The following is a 24,858-nucleotide window of genomic DNA, read 5'->3' on the forward strand; positions in this document are numbered from 1 at the left end:
TCCATGCGGACCTGCAGGAGTGGGAGACTGCGGTTGAGGTCACCACCCGAGCATTGCGGACGTCGGGGTTGCCGGCTGCGATACCCATCCGTGTCTGGATTCTCCAGACGAGGGTCCGGGCCTACCGGGAACTCGGTGATCTGGCAGCAGCCCGCGCGGACCTCGAAACGATATGGGAAATCAAGAAGGTGGACGGCGATGCATCGGGCCTGCTTGCAGTAGAGCAGGAGCTGGAAGCCCTGAACGGACGGCAGGCAACTGGACACGCCGAGACCTCGCATGTCCAGAAGGCCTCGCACCCCGATTGACGCTCCGTTACGGAGCTGAGCGGAACCAGGTGGGGGCCAAATGGAGTGTGCTCTGCGTTGGCAGGAGTGCATGACGCGGCGCGAGATGCCTATCGGAACGGTTGTGGTTCAGTGGGTGCTCCATCGGGTCACCGCCCGCATCGCGGCATGGCACCTTCGGTCTTGCTCAGATCGCGAGTGGCTCGACGGTCCGGCATAAATCAGCCCGTCGAGTGGTTGACGCGGTCAGATTCAAGTAACTGACACGTCAATTACTAGGGGGCGGCCATGACCGATCTGATTCTGGGCCTGGACACGTTCGGCGACGTGCCGTCGGACGACTCCGGCGCGCTGCTGTCCGATGCTGCCGCGATCCGCCAGGTCGTCGACGAGGCGGTCCTGGCCGATGACCTGGGCGTGGACGCAATCGCGCTGGGGGAGCACCACCGGCCGGAGTATTCGATCTCGACGCCGGAGACCGTGCTGGCCGGCATTGCCACCCGGACCAAACGGATCAAGCTGGGCTCCGGGGTGACGGTGCTCAGCTCTGACGACCCGGTTCGAGTCTTCCAGCGGTTCGCCACGGTCGACGCGTTGTCGAACGGACGGGCCGAGACCATCCTCGGGCGAGGCTCATTCACTGAGTCGTTCCCTCTCTTCGGCTACGACATGGCCGACTACGACGTGTTGTTCGAGGAGAAGCTCGATCTGTTCGTGAAGCTTCTCGATGAGAAGCCGGTGACCTGGAGCGGCACGACCCGGCCGGCGTTGGAGAATGCGGACGTCTACCCGAAGACCGAGTCGGGACGGTTGTCGGCGTGGGTGGGCGTCGGCGGGTCGCCGCAGTCCGTGGTGCGTACGGCCCGGCACGGTCTGCCGCTGATGCTGGCCATCATCGGTGGGCAGCCGCAGCGGTTCGCGCCGTATGTCGACCTGTACCGGCAGGCCGCGGAACAGTTGGGCACAGTTGCGGGCCTGGTCGGCATGCACTCGCCGGGGTTCGTCGCCGACACCGACGAGGAGGCCAAAGAGCTGTTCTACCCCGCCTACAAGGTGCAGATCGACCGCATCGGCGCGCTGCGGGGCTGGCCCCCTCTGCGGCGATCCACCTTCGATGCCGAGGTCGAGCACGGTTCGCTCTACATCGGCTCGCCGGAGACCGTCGCCCGCCGGATCGCTCAGGGCGCCGGTGCGCTGGGGGTGGACCGCTTCGATCTGATCTACACCGCTGGAGCTCAGTCCACGAGCGCCCGGATGCGGGCCGTCGAGCTCTTCGGTTCGAAGGTTGCTCCCATGGTGCGGGACATGATGGCCTGAGTGTGTTGTTCGCCTGTTCCGCGTCGCGACGCGGAACAGGCGGGCGCGGTGTCTGGCGCAGACGTCCCGACCCTCTGCGCCATCGTCACGGCCGCCAGTACAGCTAATTGATCCAGCGCGCCCGTCGTTGCCGAAAGTCGGCGGCGGATCTCAGCGCTTGGCTGAAGTTGCGACGCTGGCGGCCGGCGACGTGTCGGCCGCGATCTCGTTGCCTTGTGCGTCGAGGCGATGAGTGCGCCAGTAGACATCCCACTCGTCGCCGACGTGACGGGGCACCTTGCCGTCCGGGTAGCGGACGAAGCCCGTATCCGGCTCCTGGCCGTCAGGGACGCAGTAGCTGCCCGGGCCGTTCACCTGCGCTGCCGGGTACTCGCCGTTCTTGCAGGTGGCGTCCTGCGAAGAACAGCCGCTCACCAGCAGGAAGGCGAGTGCCGCTGCTGCCTGGAGTGCGAGCCATCGGCCGCCGTGATCGCGCAGGCCGGATCGGAGGTGTGGCATGAGTGGTTCCTTTCCTGTGTGGCGATCATGCTGGCATGCGTTCGCCAGGACACCGGGCGGCGGCCCTACCCAGCTGGGCGAGACGCGAGCGATGCGACGGTCCTGGCTGACTGCACCGCAGGCAGGAGCAGCCGTTAAGTTGAGAATCATTTGCGTTCTGTGCAACCTTCTGTAGCCCGGCGAGCGTCAGGTGTCTGCCGGAGGCGGCAGCCCGGGTCGGCTCGATAGCACAGGAGCGTCTCGCTCGGGTCGACAGAGCAGGCGACAGGAGATCAGTGGAGATCGCCATCGTGGGCCGTGGGCACCTGGGCTCTGCCTTGTCCCGGTTCTGGTTGGCTGCCGGCCATCAGGTCACTGCTCTGGGCCGCGAAGGCGGGGACGCCAGTGGCGCCGACGTGCTGGTCGTTGCGGTGCCCGCGGTTTCTGTCGCGCGTGCCCTACGGGTGGTCGACGGATACCGCGGGGCGGTGACGATCGACGCGACGAACTTGCAGGGTCCTCCACCAGTCGACCACCTGTCCCTGGCACATCTGGTGCAGTCGCTGGTGGGAGGCCCGGTCGCGAAGGCGTTCAACACTGACTATGCGCTGCTGTACGACGAGATCGAGCGCCAGCAGACCCGTCCGAGCCATCTGTATGCCGCCGACGCAGCCGCCCGGCCCGTCGCTGAACGGCTCATCCGTGACGTCGGCTTCAAGCCGGTCTTCGTCGGAGACCTCAGCCATGCTCCGCTGCTGGAGCAGCATCTACGCCTGGTCCGCGCCATCGCGGCGAACGGGTACGGACCCTACTTCTCCTGGTACGGCGCCCCGGGTGAACTGTGGACCTGACGACCAGCCGTCTGCAGATCCCCGATGCGGATCGTGAGCGCGGTAGTCGATGTTGGGTCGGTTGTGTACGCGGCCCGGTACCGCTAGCCCTACCGCACACCTGCCAGGTAGCTCCATGGTCGGTCAAGTTGATCTCGAGGAGGCTCGAAAGGAATTCGAGTTGAAGGAGATCCTGTGTCCGACCTCTACATGCCCCGCCGGATCGGCCGGGCCGCCGTGGTGCTCGCCGCTGGTGCGGTGGCCGTGGCCGGCACACCAGCCGTCGCGCACGAACGTGACGCTGTCCGGTCGAGCGTGACCGCCTTGGTCAGCGAGAGCCACTTCCCTGGAGCAGTAGCCACTGTTCGCGGCCGCGACAAGAAAGCCCGCCACTACAGCGCGGGAGTGGCCGACCTTCGCACCGGGGCGACAATCCCCGCGAACGCCCAGATCCGGATCGGCAGCAACACCAAGACGTTCACGGCCGTCGTCGTGCTTCAGCTCGTCGGCGAGGGCCGGGTCAAGCTCGACGAGCCGGTGGAGACCTACCTGCCGGGTCTAGTACGGGGCGACGGCATCGACGGGCGGCGGATCACCGTGCGGCAACTGCTGCAGCACACCAGCGGTTTGCCTGACTATGCCGCCCAGTACCTGGCTGACGACATCTTCCCGGTGCAGCACCGCTATGTCACACCGCGGGACCTTCTCGATCTAGCTCTCACCGAGAAGGCCCACTTCGCGCCGGGGCAGAGCTGGGAGTACAGCAACACCAACTACCTGCTCGCCGGAATGCTCATCGAACGAGTCACCGCCCGTCCGGTCGGCGAGGAGATCACTCGGCGCATCATTCAGCCCCTGGGTCTGCGGCACACCTACTTCCCGGGCGCCGGCGAGGAGAGCATCCGGAAGCCGCATCCGATCGGTTACCACGCCTCCACACCCGGCGGGAGACTTCGGAACGTCACGACCTTGGACCCGTCCTGGGCCTGGGCGGCGGGCGGCATGATCGGCACCACCGAGGACCTCAACACGTTCTATTCCGCCCTGCAGGCCGGTCGGCTGCTCGCACCGGCTCAGCACGAGCAGATGCGGACGACAGTGGCTGCGCCCGGCATGTGGGCCGGTGCCCGGTACGGGCTCGGCATCATCAGCACCCCCCTGAGCTGCGGCGGCCTGATGTGGGGGCATGGCGGCGACATCTATGGATACGAGACGCGCGACGGCGTGACCGAGGACGGCCGAGCAGCATCGGTTGCCGTCACCGCGCTGCCCGGGGCGGTGCCGAACTCGCCGAATGCGGCCGACAGCGTGGTCCGCTTCGTCGATGTCGCCCTGTGCCGCTGATCCGATGACGCACGTAGGAGCCTCGTGGTCCCGTTCACCACGGGGATCTATGCCAGGGCCGGTATCTTCCCCGGCCCTGGCATGCGATTGAGGCGTCAGGCGGTGCAGCGCAAGGCATCGACGGATTGCATGCGTGCTGCCTCCGATGACCGGTACGACGACACCCGGAAGCTGACTGCTCGCACGCACTTAGGCGATGACCACCGATACGCGATCGGTCTCCCGAGCCGCACGCTGGGCACCCATCGTGCCAACTGGAGAGCTTGAATGAGTCATGACGTTCGCCCGTCCGTCCGGGACGTGGACGGGTATCGCGAATACGTGTCGGACAGGCTCGACGGCTGGCGTCGCACCGCCTACCGGCTCTGCGGCAACTGGCACACGGCGGAGGACCTCGTCTCCACCGCGGTGCTGAAGATCCTGCGCCACTGGGCGCGGGTCTCCGCGGCCGGCAATCCCGACGCTTACGTGCGGCGCATCCTGATCCGCACGCTGCTCGACGAGCGACGCCGCGCACGACAGGTGGAGCTGCCGGTGGAAGCTCTCCCCGAGCACCCCGGCGGGCGATCCGAGATGGATACGGTGACCGACCGGCGAACCTTGGTGACGCTGCTCGCTGTGCTGCCGCCGAGCCGCCAGCGGATCCTCGTGCTGCGCTACGTCCACGACCTGTCGGTGGAGGAGACCGCGGCGTACCTCGGCTGTTCGCCCGGCAATGTCAAGAGTCAGACGGCTCGCGCCTTGAGCGCACTGCGCAGCCACCCCGGTGTCACGGAACTACTCGCGGACCAGGAGCTCATTGCCCCGTAGCGGGTAAGGTACGCAGTTGCTCCTCCACCTCGCGCAGGCCGGCCGCGTCCTTGGCTGCCGCCCTGATGTCCCGCACTGCCTCGAGGTCGGCTCGCGCCATGGCAACGTTGCCCAGCTGTTGATGGGCTTGAGCTCGAACCAATAGGGTCCGGCTGCGAAGCAGCGCCGTGTCGGGCAAGTCCGAGCACTCGAGAGCGGTGGTGGCAACTCGCACCGCGGCGTCCCACCGATGGAGCCGCAAATGGATCTCCGCGATGCGGCAAAGGGCCCCGACTGTGGTCAAGGCTCTGAGCGCTTCGATAGGTGCCGTGGCTGGGCCTTGAGCCACGGCGGCGGCCCGCTCGAAGGCGCCGGCCGCTTCGTCGAGGCGGTCCATGTGCTGCAAGGCGATGCCTTGACTGATCAGCGCCTGTGACAGTCCGATCCAGTCCTCAGTCTTGGAAAAGAGGCCGACGGCCTCCTGCGCGGCCGTCAATTGCTCCTCACCGGGCCGATCCAATTCCGTAAGCGCCCATGCGCGGTAGTCGCGTGCCCAACCCATCTGACGGTAGTCGCCGGCACGACGAGCGAGGACGAACGCCTCATCGGCATGACGAAGTGCGGCCTCGTACCCGACTACGCAGACGAGTTCTGCCCAGGCAAGATACCCGAGGTGGATCGCTTGGAGCCGATCGTCACCCAGGTGTCTGGCGGCTTCGGTGGAGAGGGCGAATACGTCGTGCCAGCGGTGCCAGTGCGGCCAATGGTCGGAGTACCAGTGCAGCGACTCGGCGACGTCGACCACGAGTTGATGCTCCCCGGCTCGAGCGGCTCCGGTCAGGGCGGCGAACCAGGAGTCACCTTCGGCCTGCAGCCAGGCCGCTGCCTCGTCCGCCGACTGTGCCGGGCCGGTCGCCGACCGGGTGTCACTGCCAGGGACGGGTGGCTCGAACCACTGGCCCGCTTCGATGGTGGCTGTCAGCAGCCACTGCCGCCATCGCTGCTCAGCCGCACGGATCTCCTCCGGCGACTCCTCCTGGCGCAGGCGTGACTCGCCGTACGAGCGCAGCAGATCATGGGTGCGGAACCTGCCGGCGGTCGTCTGTTCCAGCAAGCTCAGCTCGACCAATTCGTCGAGCAGATCGTCCGTGTCGTCGGCCGGCCGCCCGATGAGCACAGCGGCTGCTTCCGTGCTCGTCGTGGTGCCGGCCGCGATCGGCAACCGGCGGAAGAGCCGCCGGGCCGCCGGGGACAGTTGGTCGTACGACACGGCGAACGCGGCGCTGACTTGCAGATCGCCCGCGGTGAGAGTGTCAAGCCGGCGATTGTCAGCGGACAGCCGGGCGATGAGATCGCCCGCTGTCCAACGACTGCGCGTGGCCAGCCGGTTGCCGGCCACCCGTATCGCCAGCGGCACATTCGCACACAGATGGGCGAGCTGCCGCAGCTCCGCGGCAGCCGTCCGGCGGCCGGGTGTCAGCTGTTCGAGCAGCGCGACGGCGTCCGGCCCACTCAACGGCGCCAGCGGCAGCCGGTCGACGCCGTCCAGTCCGCTCAGCATCCGACGGCTCGTGGCCAGCATCACTGCCGGGCCTTCGCCCAATATCGCCGCGCGCAGCTGCTCCTCGTCGGCGGCGTTGTCCAGCACCACGAGGATGCGCTTGCCGGTGCTGACGCGGCGCCACAGGTCAGTGGCTTCGGACAGCTGTTGCGGCACTGCCGAAGCTTGGGGCTCGATCGCCCGGATGAGCCGTGCCAGGACGCCGACCGCGCTCAGCGGATTCTGGGCGAAGCCTTGCAGGTCGACGAAGTATTGACCGTCGGGAAACTTGGCGGAGAGCTGCCTCGCCGCCTGCACGGCCAGGGACGTCTTGCCGATCCCCGGTGGCCCGCTGATCAGTAGACACCGGCCGCCTCGTCCAGCACCGCCGATGCCGTCCCGGATCTTCCGCAATTCGTCGGAACGGCCGGTGAAGTCCGCTACGACCCGCGGTAGCGGCAGGTCGGTGTACGTGTCGATTCGTGGTAGGTCCTTCGTGCGCCCGGCTCGTGCGGCTGCGGCCAGCGCGTGCCGGTCATCGGACGCCAGCCGCAGGGCGTCGGCCAGGGCGGCGATGGTGCTGGCTCGGGGACCTCTGCTCACTCCGCGTTCCATGTCGCCGATGGCGCGATCACTGATGCCGGACACCTCGGAGAGCTGCTCGAGGGTCAGTCCGGCGGCCACGCGCAGCCGACGCAGTAGTGGGCCGAGCGCTGCGGGCGCAGACGTTCCGATCCTGCTCTCCACGCCATCCATGATCACCTACTGACTCAGGAGCAGCAAACGGCCGCCTGTCGGCTGGTGATGCCGGTCTCGCGAGAATCCTCTATTGCTGTCCGGCAAATAGGCGATCGTGACAGATTCGCCACCGACCGGCTGATCGGCATGGTGAGAGCAGACAGACGACCTGTCCGGGTCGTCGCCTCCGGCACGGTGACCGTGCCGGACGTTCCCGTCGATCCGTCAGGCGGGCCGGTGGGGCGAACTCACAGGAGACCGGGCCATGACTGCATCTGTGTTCATCACCATCAACGACCTTTACCGCCGTGCCGCGGTGATCACCTTGTACGGCGAGTTCGACATCAGCGGCGTGGACGCTGTCACGGAGGCGGTCGAGATCGCCTCCGGCCCTGGCAAGCGCTTCGTTCTCGTCGACCTGCACCACTTGACCTTTCTCGACATGGCCGGCACCGGCGCCCTGCTGCAGTGCCGCGCCGCTGCCGCGAGCGCCGGCGTCGACCTGAAGATCACCGGAGCGGCGGGCTTCGTCCGGCGGGTGCTCGACATCGCCGGAGTGCTCCCACTGCTGGAAGGCGGGACCACGCGGCCCCGCGTCGACCGGGCGCTGATGACGGTTCCCTTCCCGGAGGTGGACGCAGCGGCACAGCGGCCGCCGGCATCAGCGATCCGGTCCTTGGTGTCCCCGAGTTAGCGGCAACGACGCCCCGAGCCGGCGGCGACTACGCCGGCAGGTGCTGCAGCCTTGTCCTGGTCCGCTCAGCCCCGGCGTCGTCGTCCGCGGCCTCCTGCAGCCGCAGGATCGTTTCGAGGTCGTCCCTGGCCGGGGTGTTCTCGCCGAGTTGCTGGTAGGCCTCGGCTCGTTGCTCGAGCAGGCGGATCCGGTGCCGGAACGGGATCGGAGTCTCGTGCGGCTGCAAGGCCGTGGTGACTGCGTCCACGGCTTTCTCCCACTGCTGCAGATGCACATACACGTGGGCGGCGTGCGCACGTGCCGAGATCATCGTGAAGTAGGCGATGCTGTCCCGGGGCGCTGTCCGCGGGTCCGTCACCAGCGTGAGAGCTCGCTCGATGGCGTCGAGTGCCTCCTGATGCCGACTCAGTGCCCGTAAAACGTTGCCCAGGCCGATCAAGGCCTGCGGCAGCCCCGCACGGTCACCGGCGGCGGCGAAGTGCTCGACTGACTCCCGCGCCGGCTCGAGCGCCTCCCGGTGATGGTCCTGCGCCAGCAGCGCCCATGCCTGATACATGCGGGCCCACGCCATCTGCTGGCGGTCGCCGGCCCGCCGGGCGAAGAAGAAGGCGCGCTCCGCGAACCGGGTGGCGGTGTCGTACTCGGCCAGACAGAAGTTGTGTGCCCAGGAGAGGTAGCCCAGGTGGGTGGCCTGCAGGCGGTCGTCGCACAGGCGGCTGGCCGCCTCGCTCGACAGCGCGAAGACCTCGTGCCAGCGGCCCCAGTCCAGCCAGTGATCGGAGAACCAGTGCAGGGACTCGGCGACGTCGACGACTCGCTGGTGCTCACCGAGCTCCGCTGCCTCGGACAGAGCGCCGAACCAGTTCTCCGCCTCCGCTGTCAACCACGCCTTGGCGGCCGCCGGCGAGTCGATGACGGCCAGCCGCAGCTCCGGCTGAGGTGCGGTGTTGTCGGGCTCGTACCAGCGACCCGCGACGATGGCGGTGTCGAGCAGCCAGTTGCGCAGCCGTGCCCGCGCCGCCGAGACGGCGTGCGTGTCGTCGTCCTCGCGCAGTCGGAGTTCCGCGTAGAGCCGCAGCAGGTCGTGAAACTTGACCCGGTTGTTCTCCGCTTCCTGTAACAGGCCGAGTTCGATCAGCTCGTCCAGGGCGTCTTCCGCCTCGGTGACGGACTGTGGCGCGACGACAGCGGCTATCGCCGCCCCGCAGGTCGAACCGTACGCCAGGGAAAGTCGCCGGAACAGTCGCCTGCCGTCGTCGGATAGCTGGTCGTACGAGAGTGAGAACGCGGCGCTGACCCCCGACTCGTCGGCGGAGAGCACCGCCAGGCGATGCTGCTCGTCGGACATGCGGGCGAGCAGGCCGCCCGCCGTCTTGCCGGGGCGGCTCGCCAAGCGGTTGCCGGCGACCCGGATCGCCAGCGGCAGGTGGGCGCAGAGCCGCGCGAGCTCGCGCAGCTCGGTCTCTTCGGCCGGGCGATCGGCGGTGATCTGCGTGAGCAGCGCGACCGCCTCCTGCTCCGGCAGCGGGGAGAGCACGACGCGTTCGACGCTTTCCAGTCCGCTGAGCAGACGCCGGCTCGTCACGATGACCAGGGCGGGCCCGTGGGCGGGCATCGCCGCCCGGACCTGTGCCTCGTTCGCCGCGTTGTCCAGGACGATGATGATCCGCTTGTCCTTACTGACGCTGCGCCAGGCGGCAGTGACGTCGGCCAGCCGTGGGGGAAAGCTGCCGGTGGCCGGGTCCACTGCCTGGATCAGCTGCGTGAGCAGCGCCTCCGGGCTCAACGGATGTTCTGCGAGCCCTCGCAGGTCGACGAAGAACTGACCGTCCGGGAAGCGGGGCGCGAGCTGTGTCGCAGCCTGCACCGCCAGCGAGGTCTTCCCGATGCCGGGTTCCCCGTTGATCAACACGATGGGGCACGCACTGTCGACCGGCCCGCTGCCCACACGTATCCGGATGTGGGTCAGTTCGGCGTTTCGTCCGGTGAAATCGGTGAACGGGGCGGGCATCGGCAACGCCTGTGCGGTGGCCGCCGAACCGCGTTTGCGGCCGGCACGGGCGGCGGCGGCCAGCGTCGACCGTTCGGCTGCCGCGATCCCGAGCGCGTCGGCGATCGCGTCGATCGTGCTCGCCCGCGCGCCTCGGCTGGCTCCACGCTCCAGATCGCTGAGCGTGCGGTCGGTGACGCCGGCCGCGGTGGCCAGCTGCTCGAGGGTCATGTCCGCAGTCAGGCGGAGCCGGCGGAGCAGGGGTCCCAGCGCTTCGGGTTCCACCATGTCCACCCCTGTACGAACCGAAGTCACGATCGTCCTGTGCTGATCGGTGAGATACACCGTATCCCCAAGTGGAGGGCGAGATGAGCGCTCCCACACCGATCAGGCCAGGCGGGCCTGTGCTATTCCGGCGGCGTTGCACGCACGACATATGGTCATCGGCGCAGATCCGCTACGGCACGTAATCCGGGCGGCCTGTCCGGCGTAGCCGGAGCCGACCACCTCACCGCCCTCGTATAGGTGGTTGTCGCCGATGGCGACGTGACCGGAGCACCCGTTGCCTGCGCTTACTGCCCCTTAGCGACGCCGTCACTGGCGTGCTGACCGTTTAGGCGAGAAGCACCGATACGTTCGGCCACCACCCCCTGGGACATTCGGTTTGTCCAACGGAAGGGGGCTCGAGATGAACCTCGACGGCAGAACCGTCGTCCTGACCGGTGCCACCAGCGGCATCGGGCAAGCCGCCGCCCGGTTGCTGGCCCCACACACCGGCACGCTGGTCATCCAGGGGCCGCAGCCGGCGTCCGAGGTCGCCGCCCTGATCAAGGAACTTGGCGCCCATACCGAGGTCCACTACGTGGCGGCCGACTTCACGTCGTTCGAACAGGTGCGGCAGGCGGGCGCCGAGATCCGCGCGATGGTGCCGGCGATCGACGTCCTGATCAACAACGCCGGCGTGCCCGGTACCGCACACCGGCAGGTCACCGCGGACGGCAACGAACGCACCCTGCAGGTCAACTACCTCGCGCTGACCCTGCTGACCGAGATTCTGCTGCCGGCGATCCCGTCGGGCGGACGGATCGTGAACGTCAGCTCCACCACGCACCGCATGGTCAGCCTCGCGCTCGACGACCTCAACCTGGCGCACGGGTACGACCCGGTGCGGGCCTACGCCCAGTCCAAGCTGGCGATCCTCACCTATTCCCTGCAGTTCGCGCAGCAGGTGAGCGATCGCGGCATCGGCGTCGTCGCGATCAGCCCCGGCGTGATCAGCACCAGCCTGTTGCATCAGATGTTCGGGGCCGGCGGGGCCCGGGTGGAACACGGCGGGCGGCGTATCGCCGAGGCCGTCACCGCTGACGTGCCCACCGGCACCTACATCGACGACGGCGAGATCGTCGCGCCGAGCGAGGAGGCACGCGATCTCTCGGCCGCGACTGCCCTGGCAGCCCGGACCGCATCGCTGATCCCTTCCTGAACCGCACATCGTCCGATCCCGACCGCAGAGGAGGAAACAGATGGGCAAGCTCGACGGGAAAGTTGCCATCATCACCGGCGGCGCCCGGGGCATGGGTGCCGCGCACGCCCGGCGATTCGTCGAGGAGGGTGCGAGCGTCGTCATCGCCGACGTGCTCACCGACCTCGGCGCCAAACTCGCCGACGACCTGGGCGAACGAGCGATGTTCGCCGAGCTCGACGTCCGGGACCGCGAGCGCTGGACCGACATCGTCACGCAGACCGTGCAACGGTTCGGCCGACTCGACGTGCTGGTCAACAACGCCGGCATCTTCCGGCGCGAGTCCATCGAGACCCACTCGCACGAAATGTGGGACGAGGTCATCGGCGTCAACCTGACCGGCATCTGGAACGGCACGAAGGCGGTCATCCCGGCCCTGAAAGCGGCCGGCGGTGGATCGATCATCAACGTCTCGTCGACAGCGGGAATGACCGGGTACGCCTGGCTGCCCGCGTACACGACCTCGAAGTGGGGCATCCGCGGCCTGACGAAGACCTCCGCCCTCGACCTCGGTCAGTACGGCATCCGGGTCAACTCGGTGCACCCCGGCTTCGTCCGTACCCCAATGACCGAGGAACTCGGCGACAACACCGCCAACGTGGCACTGCACCGCACCGCTGCCGACACCGAGCTGACCCCTCTGGTGCTCTTCCTGGCCAGCGACGACTCCGCCTTCAGCACCGGCGCCGAATTCATCGCCGACGGCGGCGAGTCCGCCGGCCTGCCCGTGCACAACTGATCCAGTTCACCCCCACGAAAGGATTTCGATCATGAGTACTGTCCTGACCGCAAGCCCGCTGGCCGGCCGCATCGCCGTCGTGACCGGTGCATCCAGTGGCATCGGTGAGGCGACTGCTGAGCGGCTCGCCGCGCTCGGCGCCAGCGTGGCGCTGCTGGCCCGCCGTGAAGACCGTCTGAACGCGGCCGTCGCCCGGATCACCGAGCGTGGTGGCCGTGCACTGGCCGTGCCGACCGACGTCACCGACCGTGCCGCCATGGTCCGCGCAGCCGAGGCCGTGCACGACGAGTTCGGCACCGTGGATCTGGTCTTCGCCAACGCCGGCGTCCAGCACGTCTCCCCGATCGACGACCTGACGATCGACGACTGGGACGAGCAGATCAACCTCAACGTCAAGGGCGTCATGAACACCGTTCAGACGTTCGTGCACGACCTGGAGTCGGCGGCCGCCGCCGGCGGGTCCGCTGACCTGATCTTCACCTCCTCCATCGCGGCCACCCGCATCCTGGAGAAGTTCCAGGTGTACTCCGGCACGAAGGCCTACATCAGCCACCTGGCCCGCGTGCTCCGCACCGAGCTCGGCCGCAAGAAGGTGCGCGTGTCGGCCGTCGAGCCCGGCATGGTCGACACCGAGCTGCCGCTGCACGTCACCGATCCGGACGCCACCACGCTGATGGCGGACCTGATCAAGCAGATCGACGTGCTGCAGTCCGCCGACGTCGCCGAGACCGTGGCGTTCGTGGCCTCGGTTCCCAAGCATGTCAACCTCACCGAGATCACCATCCTGCCCACCGAGCAGATCATCTGAGTAGGCCATCGCGCGGCGCTGCCGCCTGCCGGTGGAGGTCGTGGGGGCGACCTCCACCGGCAGTTGTGTGCCCGCGCCCCCGCGGCGGACGAACTCTTCGTGTCTTCTTCCTGGTCTCCCGACGACGGAACCGCTTCGATGGAGGAACCAGAAGAGTCAGCTTGTACGTGGGGGAGAACGAATGCGCGCCATCGCCGCACCATCTGACGCGGAAGCCGGCCGATGAGCACCGGCACCGCGCTGTACGAACGTGACGAGGACCTGGCGTGCCTCGGTCGGCTGTTCGACACCGTACGTGCCGGGGCGGGCGCCGCAGCGGTGGTACGCGGCGTCGAGGGGATCGGCAAGTCCGCGCTGGTCGAGCACGCGCTGGAAACGTACGGCAAGGGTTTCAAAGTTCTGCGGGTGCTGGGCAGCCGCCACGAGCGGGCGGTCCCGTTCGCCGGGTTGCACCTGCTGTCCTGCGCGGTCGGCCCGCAGAGCAGCGATCTCGCCACGGCGGCCCCGATCCTGCACCAGGTGGTGAGCTCCGCCGATCTGCCGCTGGAGCTGACCCGCGCTCTTATCGAGGAACTGCTGGCCTGGCTCGCCGATGTCGCCCAGTCCGATCCGATCGCCTGCGTGATCGAGAACACCCAGTGGATCGACCTGGCCAGTCTGACCGTACTGCGCAATGTCGCCTCCCGGCTGACCGGGCAGCCGGTGCTCCTGCTGTTCGTGCATCGCGACGGCGCTGCCGCGTCCTTCGACGGCCTGCCGACGGTGATCCCGGCCCGGCTCAGCGACGCCGCCGCCCGCGACTTCTTGACCACTCGTGCGCTCGCTCCGATGGATCCCCGGGTCAGGGAGCGGCTGGTGGCCGAGGCCCGCGGCAATCCCGGGCTGCTGACCGACTTCACCGCTACGACGCCGTGGGCGTTCGGCGGAGGATACGACTGCCCCCCGCCACCCGCCTGGACCAATGCGGCGGAGGAACCCTTCCCCGTGCTGGCCACGCTGCCGGAAGCGACCAGGCGACTGCTGACCGTGGCCGCCGCGGACCCGACCGGCGACCCGACGCTGCTCGTCGCTGCGACTCGGCACCTCGGCGTGCCCGACGGCACGCTGCACGCGGCGGAACAAGCGGGCCTGCTGACCGTCGACTCGCATGTGCGGTTCGCGAACCCGCATACGCGCCACACCGTCTATCACGCGGCCACCCCGGAGAACCGGCAGGCAGTGCACCGAGCGATTGCGGCAGTCATCGACCCGCGGACAGACCCGGACCGGCGGGCGTGGCACCGGGCCTTCGCCAGCGACGCCCTGAACGAGGACGTCGCCCAGGAACTCGCCGACGCGGCTCCGCATGCGCGAAAGCGTGGCGGGCTGCCGGCCGCGGCCGTCCTGCTCGGCTTGGCGGCCGCCCGTACCCCGGATCCGGACCTGCGGCGCAGCCGTCTGCTGGCCGCGGCCGACGCCCATCGGCTCAGCGGGAACCTCCAGGCTGCGACGGAGCTGACCGTCGCGGCGCGTACGCACGCCAGCGACACCGGCATCCCGGTCGCGGTCGACGTCCTGGAGGCGCGGATAGCCCTGTCCACGGGGCACAGCCGCAAAGCGCTCACCATGCTTCTGGCTGCCGCGCAGGACGTGGAGGCCACCGACCCCGCCGAGGCCGTCCGAATCCGGCGCGATGCCTACGCGGTCACCGTTCTGCAGGGACGTCTCGCCGACCCGCGAATCGTGACGGAGCTGCGGGCGTCACTCGCCGCGGCATCCGAGGGCGACAGCGGAAGTGACCTCGCCGCCCTGAAACACCTCTCCCGCCAGACCGGCGACGCGTGGGACGAGGAAGCGTTCCGGGACGTCACCCGGGACCGGCTGATCTCGGCACGGCAGGACGGCGCTCTGGGCTCTGTCCCGGTCGTCGCCGCCTACCAGGCCCTGTGGCATCTGCACGCCGGCGAGTTCGAGCTGGCCCGGGAACTCGCCGACGACAGTGACGCGTCGGCCGCTGCCATCGGAGTGCCGCCGCTGTCGCACGTCAGTGCGGTGATTGCGGCGTGGCAGGGCCGGCAACGGCATGTCGAACGGCTCATCGCCGAACGGGAGCCCGGCGTGCTCGCCCGCCAGGAGGGCTGGTTCCTGACCGGCTTCGACTACGCCCGGACGGTGCTGTTCAACGGACTGGGCCGGTACACCGACGCCCTCGAAGCGGGCCGGCGCGCGGCCGAGCTCGACGAAGGCGGTTTCCACGCCTGGCTGCCGGTGGAGGTGGTCGAAGCCGCGGTCCGGGCCGGCCATCCCGAGGTGGCCGAGCCGTTGACGCGGCGGCTGTCGCAGCGAGCGCAGCTGCACCCGTCCTCCTGGAGCCGTGGCCTGGCCGCGTTGTGTCGCGCTCTGCTGGCAACCGGTGCCGAGGCTGAATGCCAATACCAGCAGGCGATCCAAGAGCTGACGAACAGCAGCGCCGCGCCGCGGCTGGCGAGGGCGCACCTGCTCTACGGGGAGTGGCTACGGCGAGGCAGGCGTAAGCGGGAAGCCCGCGTCCAGCTGCGTCTGGCGCATTGTCAGCTGACCGCGATCGGGGCGTCCGCCTTCGCGGAACGCGCCGCGCGGGAATTGGCGGCGACGGGAAGCAGTCTGCAACGTGGCGGGGGCCAGCCCACCCACCAGCTCACCGCTCAGGAACTTGCCGTGGCCCGGTTGGTCGCTGACGGGGCCACCAACCGGGAGGTGGCGCAGACGTTGTACCTGAGCCCGCGAACCGTCGAGGCGCACCTTCGCAACGTCTTCGCCAAGCTGGGCGTCACGTCCCGCAGGGAGATCGCCGACCTCGGCGATCTCAGCGGGCCGGCGGCCGATCCGGCGCTCACCGCGATTCCGGCCTGAGCACGAGCCGGCGCAGTCCCCGGGCCGCGGAACCCGGGGACTGCGGTGCCTCACTGCTTGGCGGCGGCGAGCAGCCGGTCGCGGGACTGCTCGACCGCGTCCCTGAGCTGTGGCAGGTCGACGTCCAGGACCGTGCCGGCCCACTTGCGGACCTGACCGGCGATGAGAACGGCGTCGATGTTGCGGGCGTCGCTGCCCAGCACCACCGTGCCGATCGGGTCGTTGAGCGGCATGTTGTTGAGGTCGTCGGCGCGGATCATCAGCAGGTCGGCCTGCTTGCCAGGAGTCAGGGAGCCGGTCACCGATGCCAATCCGTTGGTGCGGGCGCCCTGCAGGGTGGCGAAGTCGAGAACATCGTGAGTGGTGATCCGGGGCGGGATGCGGTCAGTCCCGTAGCCGGCGTTCACGGCGCGCATCCGCTGGATGGACAACAGGGTGCGCATCTGGATGAACATGTCGCCCGGCAGGGCGACTTCCACGTCGATGCTCAGGCCGGGACGGATGCCGACAGCGAGAGCCTCGTCCACGGCGGGCACCGCGGTCTCCAGGCCGATCTGGGCCTCCGAGACCGGGGCCAGCGCCACGGTGGTGCCGGTGTCGCCGATCGCCTTCCACGCCTCGCCGGTGAGGCCGGTCGAGTGGATGAGGGTGACGTCGGGGTTGAGCAGACCCTCGCGTGCCCAGCCGAGGATCGCGGTGGAGGAGGTGGTGCCGAAGACGGCGTCGATGCTGACGCCGATGCCGAGGTCCCGGGCGACCTGCGCCAGCCGCGGACCGTAGGCCAGGTCCGGACCGGCGATCTCGTCGGTGGCCAAGGTGGCCAGGCGAAGGGTCAGCAACTGGTCCACCGAGCTGAAGTACTGCTGCTGCAGACGGGTCAGGTCGGCCGGCCACTGCCCGTCCCAGTCACCGAAGTGTGGCCGCATCGAGGCGTGGACGCCGCGGATACCGGTGTCCAGCAATGCCTGGACGGCGCTGTCGGAGTGCGCGGCGGTGCGGGCGTTGTGCGAGAAGTCGAGCAGGCACGTGATGCCGCTGTCGATGGCGCTCAGCGCGGCGAGCCGGGTGCCGAGATACACATCCTGCGGCTGGTAGACCGGAGCGTACCGGGCGAGGGTCGACATGACGTATTCACCGAGGTCGTTGACGTCCGGCATGATCCGCCGCAGGGCCGCCTGCCAGGAGTGGCGGTGCGTGTCGACGAAGCCGGGGGACAGGATCGCTCCGGTCGCGTCGATGACGACGGCGCCGTCGGCGGCGGCACCCTGTGAGTGCAGATCGGGCGCCACCGCGGCGATCCGGGACCCCTGCACCAGCAGGTCGCCGCGGTGCAGGATTCCGATCTGCGGGTCCATCGAGATGATCGTCGCGTTGGTGAACAGGATCCTGCGCTGCGGGTCAGCGGCCTGCCGGCGCAGGTCGGCCAGGGTGGCGTGGCTATCGGTCATGGTGCGTTCCTCCAGGTTCTGACACTGCGGAAACCGAAGGCCGGGCCGGATGGCCGGCGTCGGCTGATCCGACGATCGCAGCCGCGGAGACCGGTTCGAATCGGCAGCTTTCGCCTAGAAGGTCGGTGGCCGGTGAACGACGCGAACCGGGCGCCGCAGTCGGGTCCGGGCGGTCCTGGATAGGTGACTTCACCGATTCGACGGGCGCCGGTGTCGGACAGAGTGAGCGGCTGCCGCAACACGCGCTCCGGCATCAGAAAATCCAGTGGGGGTACGAGTGGACATCGCCGTCGTGGGACGCGGGCATCTCGGTTCTGCCCTGTCCCGGCTCTGGACGCGGGCCGGGCACCGAGTCACCACCCTGGGCCGCGACGGCGGGGATGTGGCCGGCGCCGACGTGCTGGTCGTCGCCGTGCCGGCGGCCGCGATCACCGATGCCCTGACCCGCGTCCACGGCTTTCGCGGCACTGTGACCGTCGACGCGACGAACCTGCAGGGCCCACCGCCGGCCGGACACCCTTCCCTGGCGCACCTGGTGCAGTCACTGGTCGGAGGCCCGGTCGCGAAGGCGTTCAACACCGACTACGCGTCGCTGTACGACCAGATCGAACACCAGGCGATCCGCCCGAGTCACCTGTACGCCGCCGACGCCGCAGCCCGGTCGATCGCGGAGCACCTGATCCGCGACGTCGGCTTCGCCCCCGTGTTCGTCGGTGACCTCAACCGTGCCGCACTGCTGGAGCAACATCCGCGACTCGTCCGGGCCATCGCGAACAACGGCTACGGACCGTACTTCTCCAGGTACGACGCACCGGGCGGCCAGTGGCTATGACGCCGATCACCATGACCGGCCGAAAAAGCTCGTTCGAGGAGCAAAGGGATGTGGTGTCGCACGGATGTGACGTTCTCGACCCATGCCGGCAAGATTTCCGGGCGTTTCAACTCGTAGTCTCGGGCAAATGTTCACCACCGTCGGCGCCCTGACCCTGCTTCCCGAGCCGGCATGACCTTCCTCGGACGACACCACGAACGCGCGGTACTGCGCGAACTCATCGAGGGTGCCCGCAGCGCCGCAGGCGATGCCATTCTCGTCACCGGCCCGGCAGGTATCGGCAAGACGGCGCTCATTGCCGAGACCATCGACGAGGCGACCGGCGTCCGCGTGCTGCAGACCACCGGCGCGCAGTACGAGATGGAGTTGCCGTTCGCGGCCCTGCAGCAGCTGCTGCAACCGCTGGCCGCCGGCATCGAGACCCTGCCGGAGCCGCAGGCCCGCGCGGTCGCCTCCGCACTGGGCACGGGCGAGACGGTGGCGCCGACATCCGTGCTGGTCGCCCTCGGCACACTGAACCTGCTCACCTGGGCCGCCCAGGAACGTCCGGTGATCTGTGTCGTCGACGACACGCACTGGCTGGACGACGCCTCATCGCAGGTGCTGGCCTTCGTGGTCCGCCGGCTGAGTGGCGTCGCGGTGTCGGTGATCTTCATGGCCCGCGAGCCGCTGACCTCCGACGCGCTCAGCGGGGTCACCGTGCTGCAGTTGCGCGGCCTGGAGGACACCGACGCCCGCACCCTGCTGCACGCCGGCCTGCGCGCTCCGCTCGACCCGCGCGTGCGCGACCGCATCCTGGCCGAGGCGCAGGGCAATCCGCTCGCTCTGCTGGAGCTGCCACGCAGCGCGGACCTGGGTGCGCTGGCGGGCGGCTACGGCGTCCCCGCGGCCGCCCAGCTGCCCCGCACCCTGGAGGCGAATTTCCAGGAACGGCTGGAACGGCTGCCGGCCCAGGCACGCCGGTTCCTGCTGGTCGCCTCGGCCGACCCGACGGGCGACCCGGTGGTCGTCTGGCGCGCGGCCCGTCATCTCGGGCTCGACCCGGTGGCGGCGTCGCACGGGGTGGACGCGGGACTGATCCAGATCGACATCCGGATCCGCTTCCGGCACCCGCTGGTGCGCTCGGCGATCTACGAGTCCGCCACGGTCGACGACCGCCGGGCCGTCCATGATGCTCTGGCCTCGGCGACGGATGCACTTGTCGACCCGGAACGCCGGGCCTGGCACGCGGCGCAAGCCGCGGCCGGACCTGACGAGCAGCTCGCAGAGGAACTCGAACGGCTGGCGGACCGGGCCCGGTCCCGTGGCGGCCTGGCGGCCTCGGGTGCGTTCCTGGAACAGGCCGCGGTGCTGACACCGGACGCCGGGTTGCAGGCCCGGCGCCTGCTCGCCGCCGCCCGCGCCCGACAGGAATGCGGCGACTTCGGCCGGGCTCTGCAACTTGTCGCCTCCGCCGAGGCCATCGTGCAGGACCCGCTGCTATTGGCCCAGGCACAGGTGGTCCGCGCCCGGGTCGCCTTCGACCGCGGACGTGACGAGCCGGCCGTGCGCGGGCTCATCGCGGCCGCCAGAGCGGTCGGTCCCTTCGACGTGCTGCTCGGCAGGGACGTGCTGTTCGACGCCCTCGCCGCGGCGAACCTCATGGGCCGGTTCGCGACCTGGTCGCTGACCCTCGACCTCGCCGAGGCTGTGCGGGACCTGCCGGTCGACGACGAGCGAATGCGCCCGCTGGACCGGTTGCTGGACCCGTTGATCGCCTGCATCAGCGGCGGGAAGGTCGACCCGGCCGTGATCCGGCCTGTTCTCGACCTCTACCTGGAGCACGGCAGCGAGGACGTCGAGGCGACCCGGGGCGTCGAGCGGTTCGGCATCGGCGAGCTGTGGCTGGCTTGCCAAGCGGCCCTGGACATCTGGGACGACCAGATGTTCATCGCGGCCTCTCGCCAGCAACTCGACTACGCCCGCGACAACGGCGCGCTCGCCGGGATGCCGATCGCGCTGACCTTCCGAGCGATGAGCTTCATCCACGAGGGACGCTTCGCGCAGGCACAGCGGCTCGTCGACGAGGCGTACGCCGTCTCCGCCGAGATCGGCGCGCCGGGGATGGCCTTCATCGACATGTCGATCGCCGCCTATCAGGGCGACCGGCAGCGGGTGCGTGAACTCACCGAGCAGGCCACGGCCGACGCGACCGCCCGCGGGGAGGGCCGGTTGCTGACCGCCGCGGAACTCGCCACCACCACCTCCCTCAACGGCATGGGGCAGTTCGCAGCCGCGGCCGATGCGTGCCGCACCGCCGTGCACTTGCGCGAGCCGGGTTTCCCGCCGTGGCTGATACCGGAGTTCGTCGAAGGCGCCGCCCGCTCCGGCCGACCGCAGGAAGCGCTGGAGATGGTCGAGCACCTGGAACGGGTCGCTGCCGAGATGGATACCGACTGGTGCACCGGGACCGGTCTCTACGTCCGGGCCCTGATCAGTACCGGCGAGCAGGCGGACATCTCCTACCGGGAGGGGATCACGCGGCTGGCCCGCACCACCCGCCGCCCCGACCTCGCGCGGGCCCGCCTGTCATACGGCGAGTGGCTGGCCGGCGAAGACCGCAAGGGTGAGGCCCGCGAGCAGTTGGAAGCCGCGCACGAGATGTTTCTGGGCATGGGCGCCCGGGACTTCGCCGGCCGGGCAAGCCGCGCGTTGCGCGCCGTCACCGGAGTGGTCCGACACCACAATGCCGGAGAGGCCGCGCTGACCGCTGCGGAGCAGGCCGTCACCCGGCTGGTAGCCGGCGGCGCCACCAGCAAGGAAGCGGCGGCCGAGCTGTTCATCAGCCCGCGTACGGTCGACGCGCACCTACGCAGCATCTTCGCCAAGCTCGGGGTGAAGTCGCGCCGCGAACTGCGCGACGTGTACCGGGAGACCGCGGAAGGCCCGCGGTGATCCTGGACGAGCTCAGCCTCCCCGACGTGTTCAGTCCCCGAGTTGCGGCAGCGTGGCCTTGCCGTTGTCGACAAAGCTGAACGTGGTGCGCGTCGAGCCGTCACCGAGTTCCTCGGCGATGAGGCCGTTCTGGGCGGACACCTGAAGGTAGGCCCCACCGCTGCTGATCGTGTAGGTCGACCGCCCGGCCGCGTCCTTGGCCCGCTGCTTGCGGATGCTGAACAGCTGGCCGGAGTCACCGGCGTCGCAGGCGGCCGCCCGGATCGTGAGGGGGTTGCTGCCGTTGGGGGTGAGCTTCATACAGGACGCCTCACCGCCGGCCCTCGCGGTCGCCGTCCTGATCAGGTGCTGCCCGCCGGTCGGTGTGAGAACGAACAGTGCACCGCCGTCGCCGTCCGTGGTCGTCAGCCGGCCGTTGCCGTCGACCGCCACGACCGACCCGGAACTCGGCAGGGGCCGGATGACGACCTGCCGAGTTCCGCCGAGGACGTCGCCGGAGGATCCGGTCGCCGACCGAACAGGGGTGGCCGACGGTGCGCGCGGGCTCGGAGCCGAATCCCCGGTGTCCGGCTCGGCCGGCTTGTCGGGGGTTGTCGGCCTTGCTGACGTCACGTCCGCAGCCGGTGCGTGCGCGGTGGCCGAGGCCGGGGCAGCAGCGTCCGGGGTGGTACTGGAGCAGGCCTGCTGAGTCAGCAGCAGGGCGGCGACCATCACTGTGCCGGTGCGTTTGTGAAGCAAAGAGGTCCCTTTCGGTGCGGCAGGGCGTCGTTCGGTACGAGATCACTCTCGCCGCCCGGTGAACTCCTGGTATCCGTGGCGGTCGCCTATCCGCGCGAAGTTCCGGCCGCCTGCCCCCGGGTGAACCGGTCGCCTGTCTGCGCGCGGTTATAGGCGACGACCACCGATTCCAGCCGGCCGCGGATCTTCGATGGTGGAACCAGCGCCGGCGGGAAGGAGAACGATGAGGCGCAGATGTCGCCACACGCTCGCCGTCACAGTCCTGGCCGCGACGGTCACATCTCAGCAGGCATGCTCGGCCGGTGATCCTCGGACGCCGGCTGCCGCTCCTACAGGAGGACCCGTGCTGTTCAAGAATGTCCAGGTCCATGGCCCCGCCGGGAGCCTGGTCACCGATGTCCGGGTGAAGGACGGCCAAGTTGCCGACACCGGCACCGGCACTGGGCCGGACACGCAAGTCATCGACGGATCCGGCCTCGGACTCGTGGCCGTGGTCCCGGCAACCCGCAAGGACCAGGGGCACATGGTCGGGCGTGTGGAGCCGGGTATCCCGGCCGACCTGCTGCTGGTCCCGCGGGGGAGCATGCCGAGGCTCGGCACACCGTGGTGGCGGGTCATCGTAGGCCGCACCGATCTGCGCGCCTTGCTGACCCGCGGCCAGGTGGTGATCCGCGACGGCGAGCCGCTCGACCGGCCGGCGAACCCGGACGGCGCCCGGGTCGGCGTGTGGATTGACCAGAACGACTGGCTGCATCAGGAACTGCTGCCACAGGGCTGGTACGACGAGACCCGCGGCGGGCGCCGGCATGCCTACACCGGCCGCTACTGGCTCGACGGGAACCGCATCGACTACCTCGACGACTCCGGCTTCTACGCGTTCGGCGAGTTCATCGGTGATCAGCTTTTCCACGCCGAGTTCGTGATGCGCCAGCAAGCGCGCCCGTAACCCGTCACCACCGACAGGCTGCATCGATCACACCGCGGTGATCGGCATGGCTTCCAGCACGGCGGCGACTGCCGCACCACCACAGAACGAGGTTCAGAGATGAAGATTGCGGTATTGGGAACGGGCACCGTTGGCACGGCGCTCGGTTACGGCTTGCTCGACGCCGGGCACGGCGTGGTGTTCGGGGTTCGTGATCCGCAGGGCAGGCAAGGTTTCAGCGCGCCCGTCGCCGAATTGACCGAGGCAGTCACCTCGGCCGAGGTCGTGGTCAACACCCTGCCCGGCTCGGTGACGCTCGAGGTGCTGGGAAGCATCGGTGCGGGCCCGTTCGGCAGCAAGGTCCTGATCGATGTGGCGAACGCCATCACGCCCACCTTCGAACTGATGTATCCGGGCGACAGCCTCGGAGCCAAACTTCAGGCGCTGCTGCCGCAGGTGAAGGTCGTCAAGACCCTCAACACGGTCCCGGCGGCGATCATGACCAACCCGGGTGCCCTGCCGGAACGCAGCTCCGTCTTCCTGTCCGGCGACGACCGCGAAGCCAAGCAGATCACCGGCGGACTGCTCAGCGACCTCGGCTGGCAGCACGAGGATCAGGTCGACCTCGGCAGCATCGCCACCGCGCGGGCCACCGAGCACTACCTGTACCTCTCGCTGGCGATCATGGCGGTCAGCCCGTCCGGCCAGTACAACGTGTCCGTGATCCGCTGACCGATTCCCAGAGCTCGGAGAACCGCGCATGAGCGTGTCCGGTGGCGTCTGGCTGCTGACGGTGACCGGTATTGTCGGTCTGCTGCTGTTCGACTACTTCTTCCACGTACGCCGCACGCACATCCCGTCATTGGGGGAGGCCGCGCGATGGACGGCGGCCTACATCGGCGTCGCCGTGGCGTTCGGGTTCGGTGTACTGATCCTCGGCGGCAGCACGGCGGGCGCCGAGTACTTCGCCGGTTACGTCACCGAGAAGGCGCTGTCGGTCGACAACCTGTTCGTCTTCCTGCTGCTGCTCGCCAGTTTCCGGGTGCCCCGCGCCGACCAGCAGAAGGTGCTGCTGGTCGGCATCACCTTCTCGCTGGTCGTGCGGACCGGGTTCATCTTCCTGGGCGCCGCGCTGATCAACTCGTTCGCGTGGGTGTTCTACCTGTTCGGCCTGATCCTGCTGATCACGGCGGGCAACCTGCTGCGCGAACAGCGTGACGAGGACCGGGCGCCGGACAACATCATGATCCGTCTGGCGCGCCGGGTCCTGGCCACCTCCGAGACGTACGACGGTGACAAGCTCGTCACCGTCGTCGACGGGCGCCGGATGTTGACACCGATGCTGCTCGTGATGGTGGCGATCGGCGGCACCGACATCCTGTTCGCGCTCGACTCGATCCCCGCGATCTTCGGCCTCACCCAGAACACCTACCTGGTCTTCACCGCGACAGCGTTCTCGCTGCTGGGCCTGCGGCAGTTGTACTTCCTGATCGACGGTCTGCTCGACCGGCTGGTCTACCTGTCCTACGGGCTCGCCGCGATTCTGGCGCTGATCGGTGTCAAGCTGATCCTGCACGCTCTGCACGAGAACAACGTGCCGTTCATCAACAGCGGCGACCATGTCGAGGCCGCCGAGATCTCCACAGGTGTCTCGCTGTCGCTGATCATCGGCATCCTGCTGGTCACGGTGGTGTTCTCGCTGCTGAGCCCGAAAGGCCGGGCACAGACGTACGCCAGGGCGGCGCGACGGCATGCCACCGAGTACCTCGACGTCGAGACCGACCCGGCCTACTGCGACGAGATCTACCACCGCCTGATCGAGGACGAGGCACGCATCGACGGCCTGCCGGCCAAACATCGGAACCGGATCCGCAGGGAGAGGGAGCTGCTCAATCTGATGCAGCGTGCCCATGAGTTACACGCGGACCGGGAACGGGCCGGCCGCTGCTTCGTCCCGGCCACGGCAGGTGTCAGCCGGCATCCGCAGTGAGCCGATTACCAGTGCGTCAGACCGTGCGAGATCACGTACGCCTCA

General features: G+C 68.9%; 19 protein-coding genes and 1 pseudogene. 15 read left to right on the forward strand and 5 right to left on the reverse strand.

All coding sequences use genetic code 11. The features are described from left to right. A partial coding sequence (locus tag Acy02nite_RS42795) for a hypothetical protein (RefSeq protein WP_203755011.1) occupies positions 1 to 308 on the forward strand: 308 nt, incomplete at its 5' end. A gap of 267 nt (positions 309 to 575) precedes the next feature. After that, positions 576 to 1,604, forward strand: coding sequence for an LLM class flavin-dependent oxidoreductase (locus tag Acy02nite_RS42800; RefSeq protein WP_203755013.1), 1,029 nt, complete (start codon positions 576 to 578; stop codon positions 1,602 to 1,604). Positions 1,605 to 1,754: 150 nt separating this feature from the next. On the opposite strand, the gene Acy02nite_RS42805 is transcribed toward Acy02nite_RS42800, so the two are convergent. Further along, positions 1,755 to 2,102, reverse strand: coding sequence for an SCO0607 family lipoprotein (locus Acy02nite_RS42805; protein ID WP_239175786.1), 348 nt, complete (start codon positions 2,100 to 2,102; stop codon positions 1,755 to 1,757). A gap of 275 nt (positions 2,103 to 2,377) precedes the next feature. On the opposite strand from Acy02nite_RS42805, the gene Acy02nite_RS42810 reads away from it, so the two are divergent. The 3 genes from Acy02nite_RS42810 to Acy02nite_RS42820 all read left to right on the forward strand — a co-directional run bounded on the left by Acy02nite_RS42810 (position 2,378) and on the right by Acy02nite_RS42820 (position 5,065). Beyond that, positions 2,378 to 2,932: an NAD(P)-binding domain-containing protein gene (locus Acy02nite_RS42810; RefSeq protein WP_203755015.1), complete on the forward strand. Its 555-nt coding sequence runs from the start codon at positions 2,378 to 2,380 to the stop codon at positions 2,930 to 2,932. A gap of 174 nt (positions 2,933 to 3,106) precedes the next feature. Continuing rightward, a complete protein-coding gene (locus Acy02nite_RS42815) occupies positions 3,107 to 4,255 on the forward strand; it encodes a serine hydrolase domain-containing protein (RefSeq protein ID WP_239175787.1) in 1,149 nt (382 codons plus the stop codon). Between the two features lie 267 nt (positions 4,256 to 4,522). After that, positions 4,523 to 5,065 (forward strand): SigE family RNA polymerase sigma factor, encoded by a 543-nt coding sequence (locus tag Acy02nite_RS42820; RefSeq protein ID WP_203755018.1) that lies wholly within the window; start codon positions 4,523 to 4,525, stop codon positions 5,063 to 5,065. Here the strand turns inward: Acy02nite_RS42820 and Acy02nite_RS42825 are convergent. After that, positions 5,052 to 7,331, reverse strand: coding sequence for a helix-turn-helix domain-containing protein (locus tag Acy02nite_RS42825; protein WP_203755021.1), 2,280 nt, complete (start codon positions 7,329 to 7,331; stop codon positions 5,052 to 5,054). The two genes, Acy02nite_RS42820 and Acy02nite_RS42825, sit on opposite strands and share 14 nt — an antisense overlap. Positions 7,332 to 7,587: 256 nt before the next feature. Between Acy02nite_RS42825 and Acy02nite_RS42830 the strand changes: the two genes are divergently transcribed. Then, positions 7,588 to 8,016, forward strand: a complete 429-nt coding sequence (locus Acy02nite_RS42830) for an STAS domain-containing protein (protein WP_203755024.1) — start codon at positions 7,588 to 7,590, stop codon at positions 8,014 to 8,016. 28 nt (positions 8,017 to 8,044) lie between these two features. On the opposite strand, the gene Acy02nite_RS42835 is transcribed toward Acy02nite_RS42830, so the two are convergent. Further along, complete coding sequence (locus Acy02nite_RS42835) at positions 8,045 to 10,294, reverse strand: ATP-binding protein (protein WP_203755026.1); 2,250 nt, start codon at positions 10,292 to 10,294, stop codon at positions 8,045 to 8,047. A gap of 400 nt (positions 10,295 to 10,694) precedes the next feature. Between Acy02nite_RS42835 and Acy02nite_RS42840 the strand changes: the two genes are divergently transcribed. The 4 genes from Acy02nite_RS42840 (at position 10,695) to Acy02nite_RS47400 (ending at position 15,946) form a co-directional block, all read left to right on the forward strand. Then, complete coding sequence (locus Acy02nite_RS42840) at positions 10,695 to 11,489, forward strand: SDR family NAD(P)-dependent oxidoreductase (RefSeq protein WP_203755029.1); 795 nt, start codon at positions 10,695 to 10,697, stop codon at positions 11,487 to 11,489. Between the two features lie 40 nt (positions 11,490 to 11,529). Beyond that, on the forward strand, positions 11,530 to 12,267 hold the full coding sequence (locus Acy02nite_RS42845; RefSeq protein WP_203755032.1) for an SDR family NAD(P)-dependent oxidoreductase: 738 nt from the start codon (positions 11,530 to 11,532) through the stop codon (positions 12,265 to 12,267). Between the two features lie 31 nt (positions 12,268 to 12,298). After that, a complete protein-coding gene (locus Acy02nite_RS42850; protein ID WP_203755035.1) occupies positions 12,299 to 13,075 on the forward strand; it encodes an SDR family oxidoreductase in 777 nt (258 codons plus the stop codon). A gap of 222 nt (positions 13,076 to 13,297) precedes the next feature. Next, positions 13,298 to 15,946: an AAA family ATPase gene (locus Acy02nite_RS47400; protein ID WP_203755038.1), complete on the forward strand. Its 2,649-nt coding sequence runs from the start codon at positions 13,298 to 13,300 to the stop codon at positions 15,944 to 15,946. Positions 15,947 to 15,996: 50 nt separating this feature from the next. On the opposite strand, the gene Acy02nite_RS42860 is transcribed toward Acy02nite_RS47400, so the two are convergent. Continuing rightward, the gene (locus tag Acy02nite_RS42860; RefSeq protein ID WP_203755040.1) at positions 15,997 to 17,394 is read right to left on the reverse strand and encodes an amidohydrolase family protein; all 1,398 of its coding nucleotides are present in this window, start codon (positions 17,392 to 17,394) and stop codon (positions 15,997 to 15,999) included. A 265-nt stretch (positions 17,395 to 17,659) separates the two neighbouring features. Between Acy02nite_RS42860 and Acy02nite_RS42865 the strand changes: the two genes are divergently transcribed. Beyond that, complete coding sequence (locus Acy02nite_RS42865) at positions 17,660 to 18,226, forward strand: NAD(P)-binding domain-containing protein (protein WP_203755042.1); 567 nt, start codon at positions 17,660 to 17,662, stop codon at positions 18,224 to 18,226. A 171-nt stretch (positions 18,227 to 18,397) separates the two neighbouring features. Further along, complete coding sequence (locus Acy02nite_RS42870; RefSeq protein ID WP_203755044.1) at positions 18,398 to 21,160, forward strand: helix-turn-helix transcriptional regulator; 2,763 nt, start codon at positions 18,398 to 18,400, stop codon at positions 21,158 to 21,160. Between the two features lie 30 nt (positions 21,161 to 21,190). On the opposite strand, the gene Acy02nite_RS42875 is transcribed toward Acy02nite_RS42870, so the two are convergent. After that, positions 21,191 to 21,898, reverse strand: a complete 708-nt coding sequence (locus Acy02nite_RS42875; RefSeq protein ID WP_203755046.1) for a hypothetical protein — start codon at positions 21,896 to 21,898, stop codon at positions 21,191 to 21,193. Positions 21,899 to 22,241: 343 nt separating this feature from the next. On the opposite strand from Acy02nite_RS42875, the gene Acy02nite_RS42880 reads away from it, so the two are divergent. The 3 genes and pseudogenes from Acy02nite_RS42880 to Acy02nite_RS42890 all read left to right on the forward strand — a co-directional run. Then, the gene (locus tag Acy02nite_RS42880) at positions 22,242 to 22,844 is read left to right on the forward strand and encodes an Atu4866 domain-containing protein (RefSeq protein WP_239175789.1); all 603 of its coding nucleotides are present in this window, start codon (positions 22,242 to 22,244) and stop codon (positions 22,842 to 22,844) included. Positions 22,845 to 22,943: 99 nt separating this feature from the next. Further along, entirely contained in the window at positions 22,944 to 23,555 is a 612-nt protein-coding gene (locus Acy02nite_RS42885) for an NADPH-dependent F420 reductase (RefSeq protein WP_203755050.1), read from the forward strand. A gap of 28 nt (positions 23,556 to 23,583) precedes the next feature. Continuing rightward, positions 23,584 to 24,564 (forward strand): annotated as a pseudogene (locus Acy02nite_RS42890) (TerC family protein); the annotation flags it as partial. Between the last annotated feature and the right edge of the window lie 294 nt (positions 24,565 to 24,858).

The sequence above is a fragment of the Actinoplanes cyaneus genome (genome assembly GCF_016862095.1).
GTDB classification, from domain to species: Bacteria; Actinomycetota; Actinomycetes; order Mycobacteriales; family Micromonosporaceae; genus Actinoplanes; species Actinoplanes cyaneus.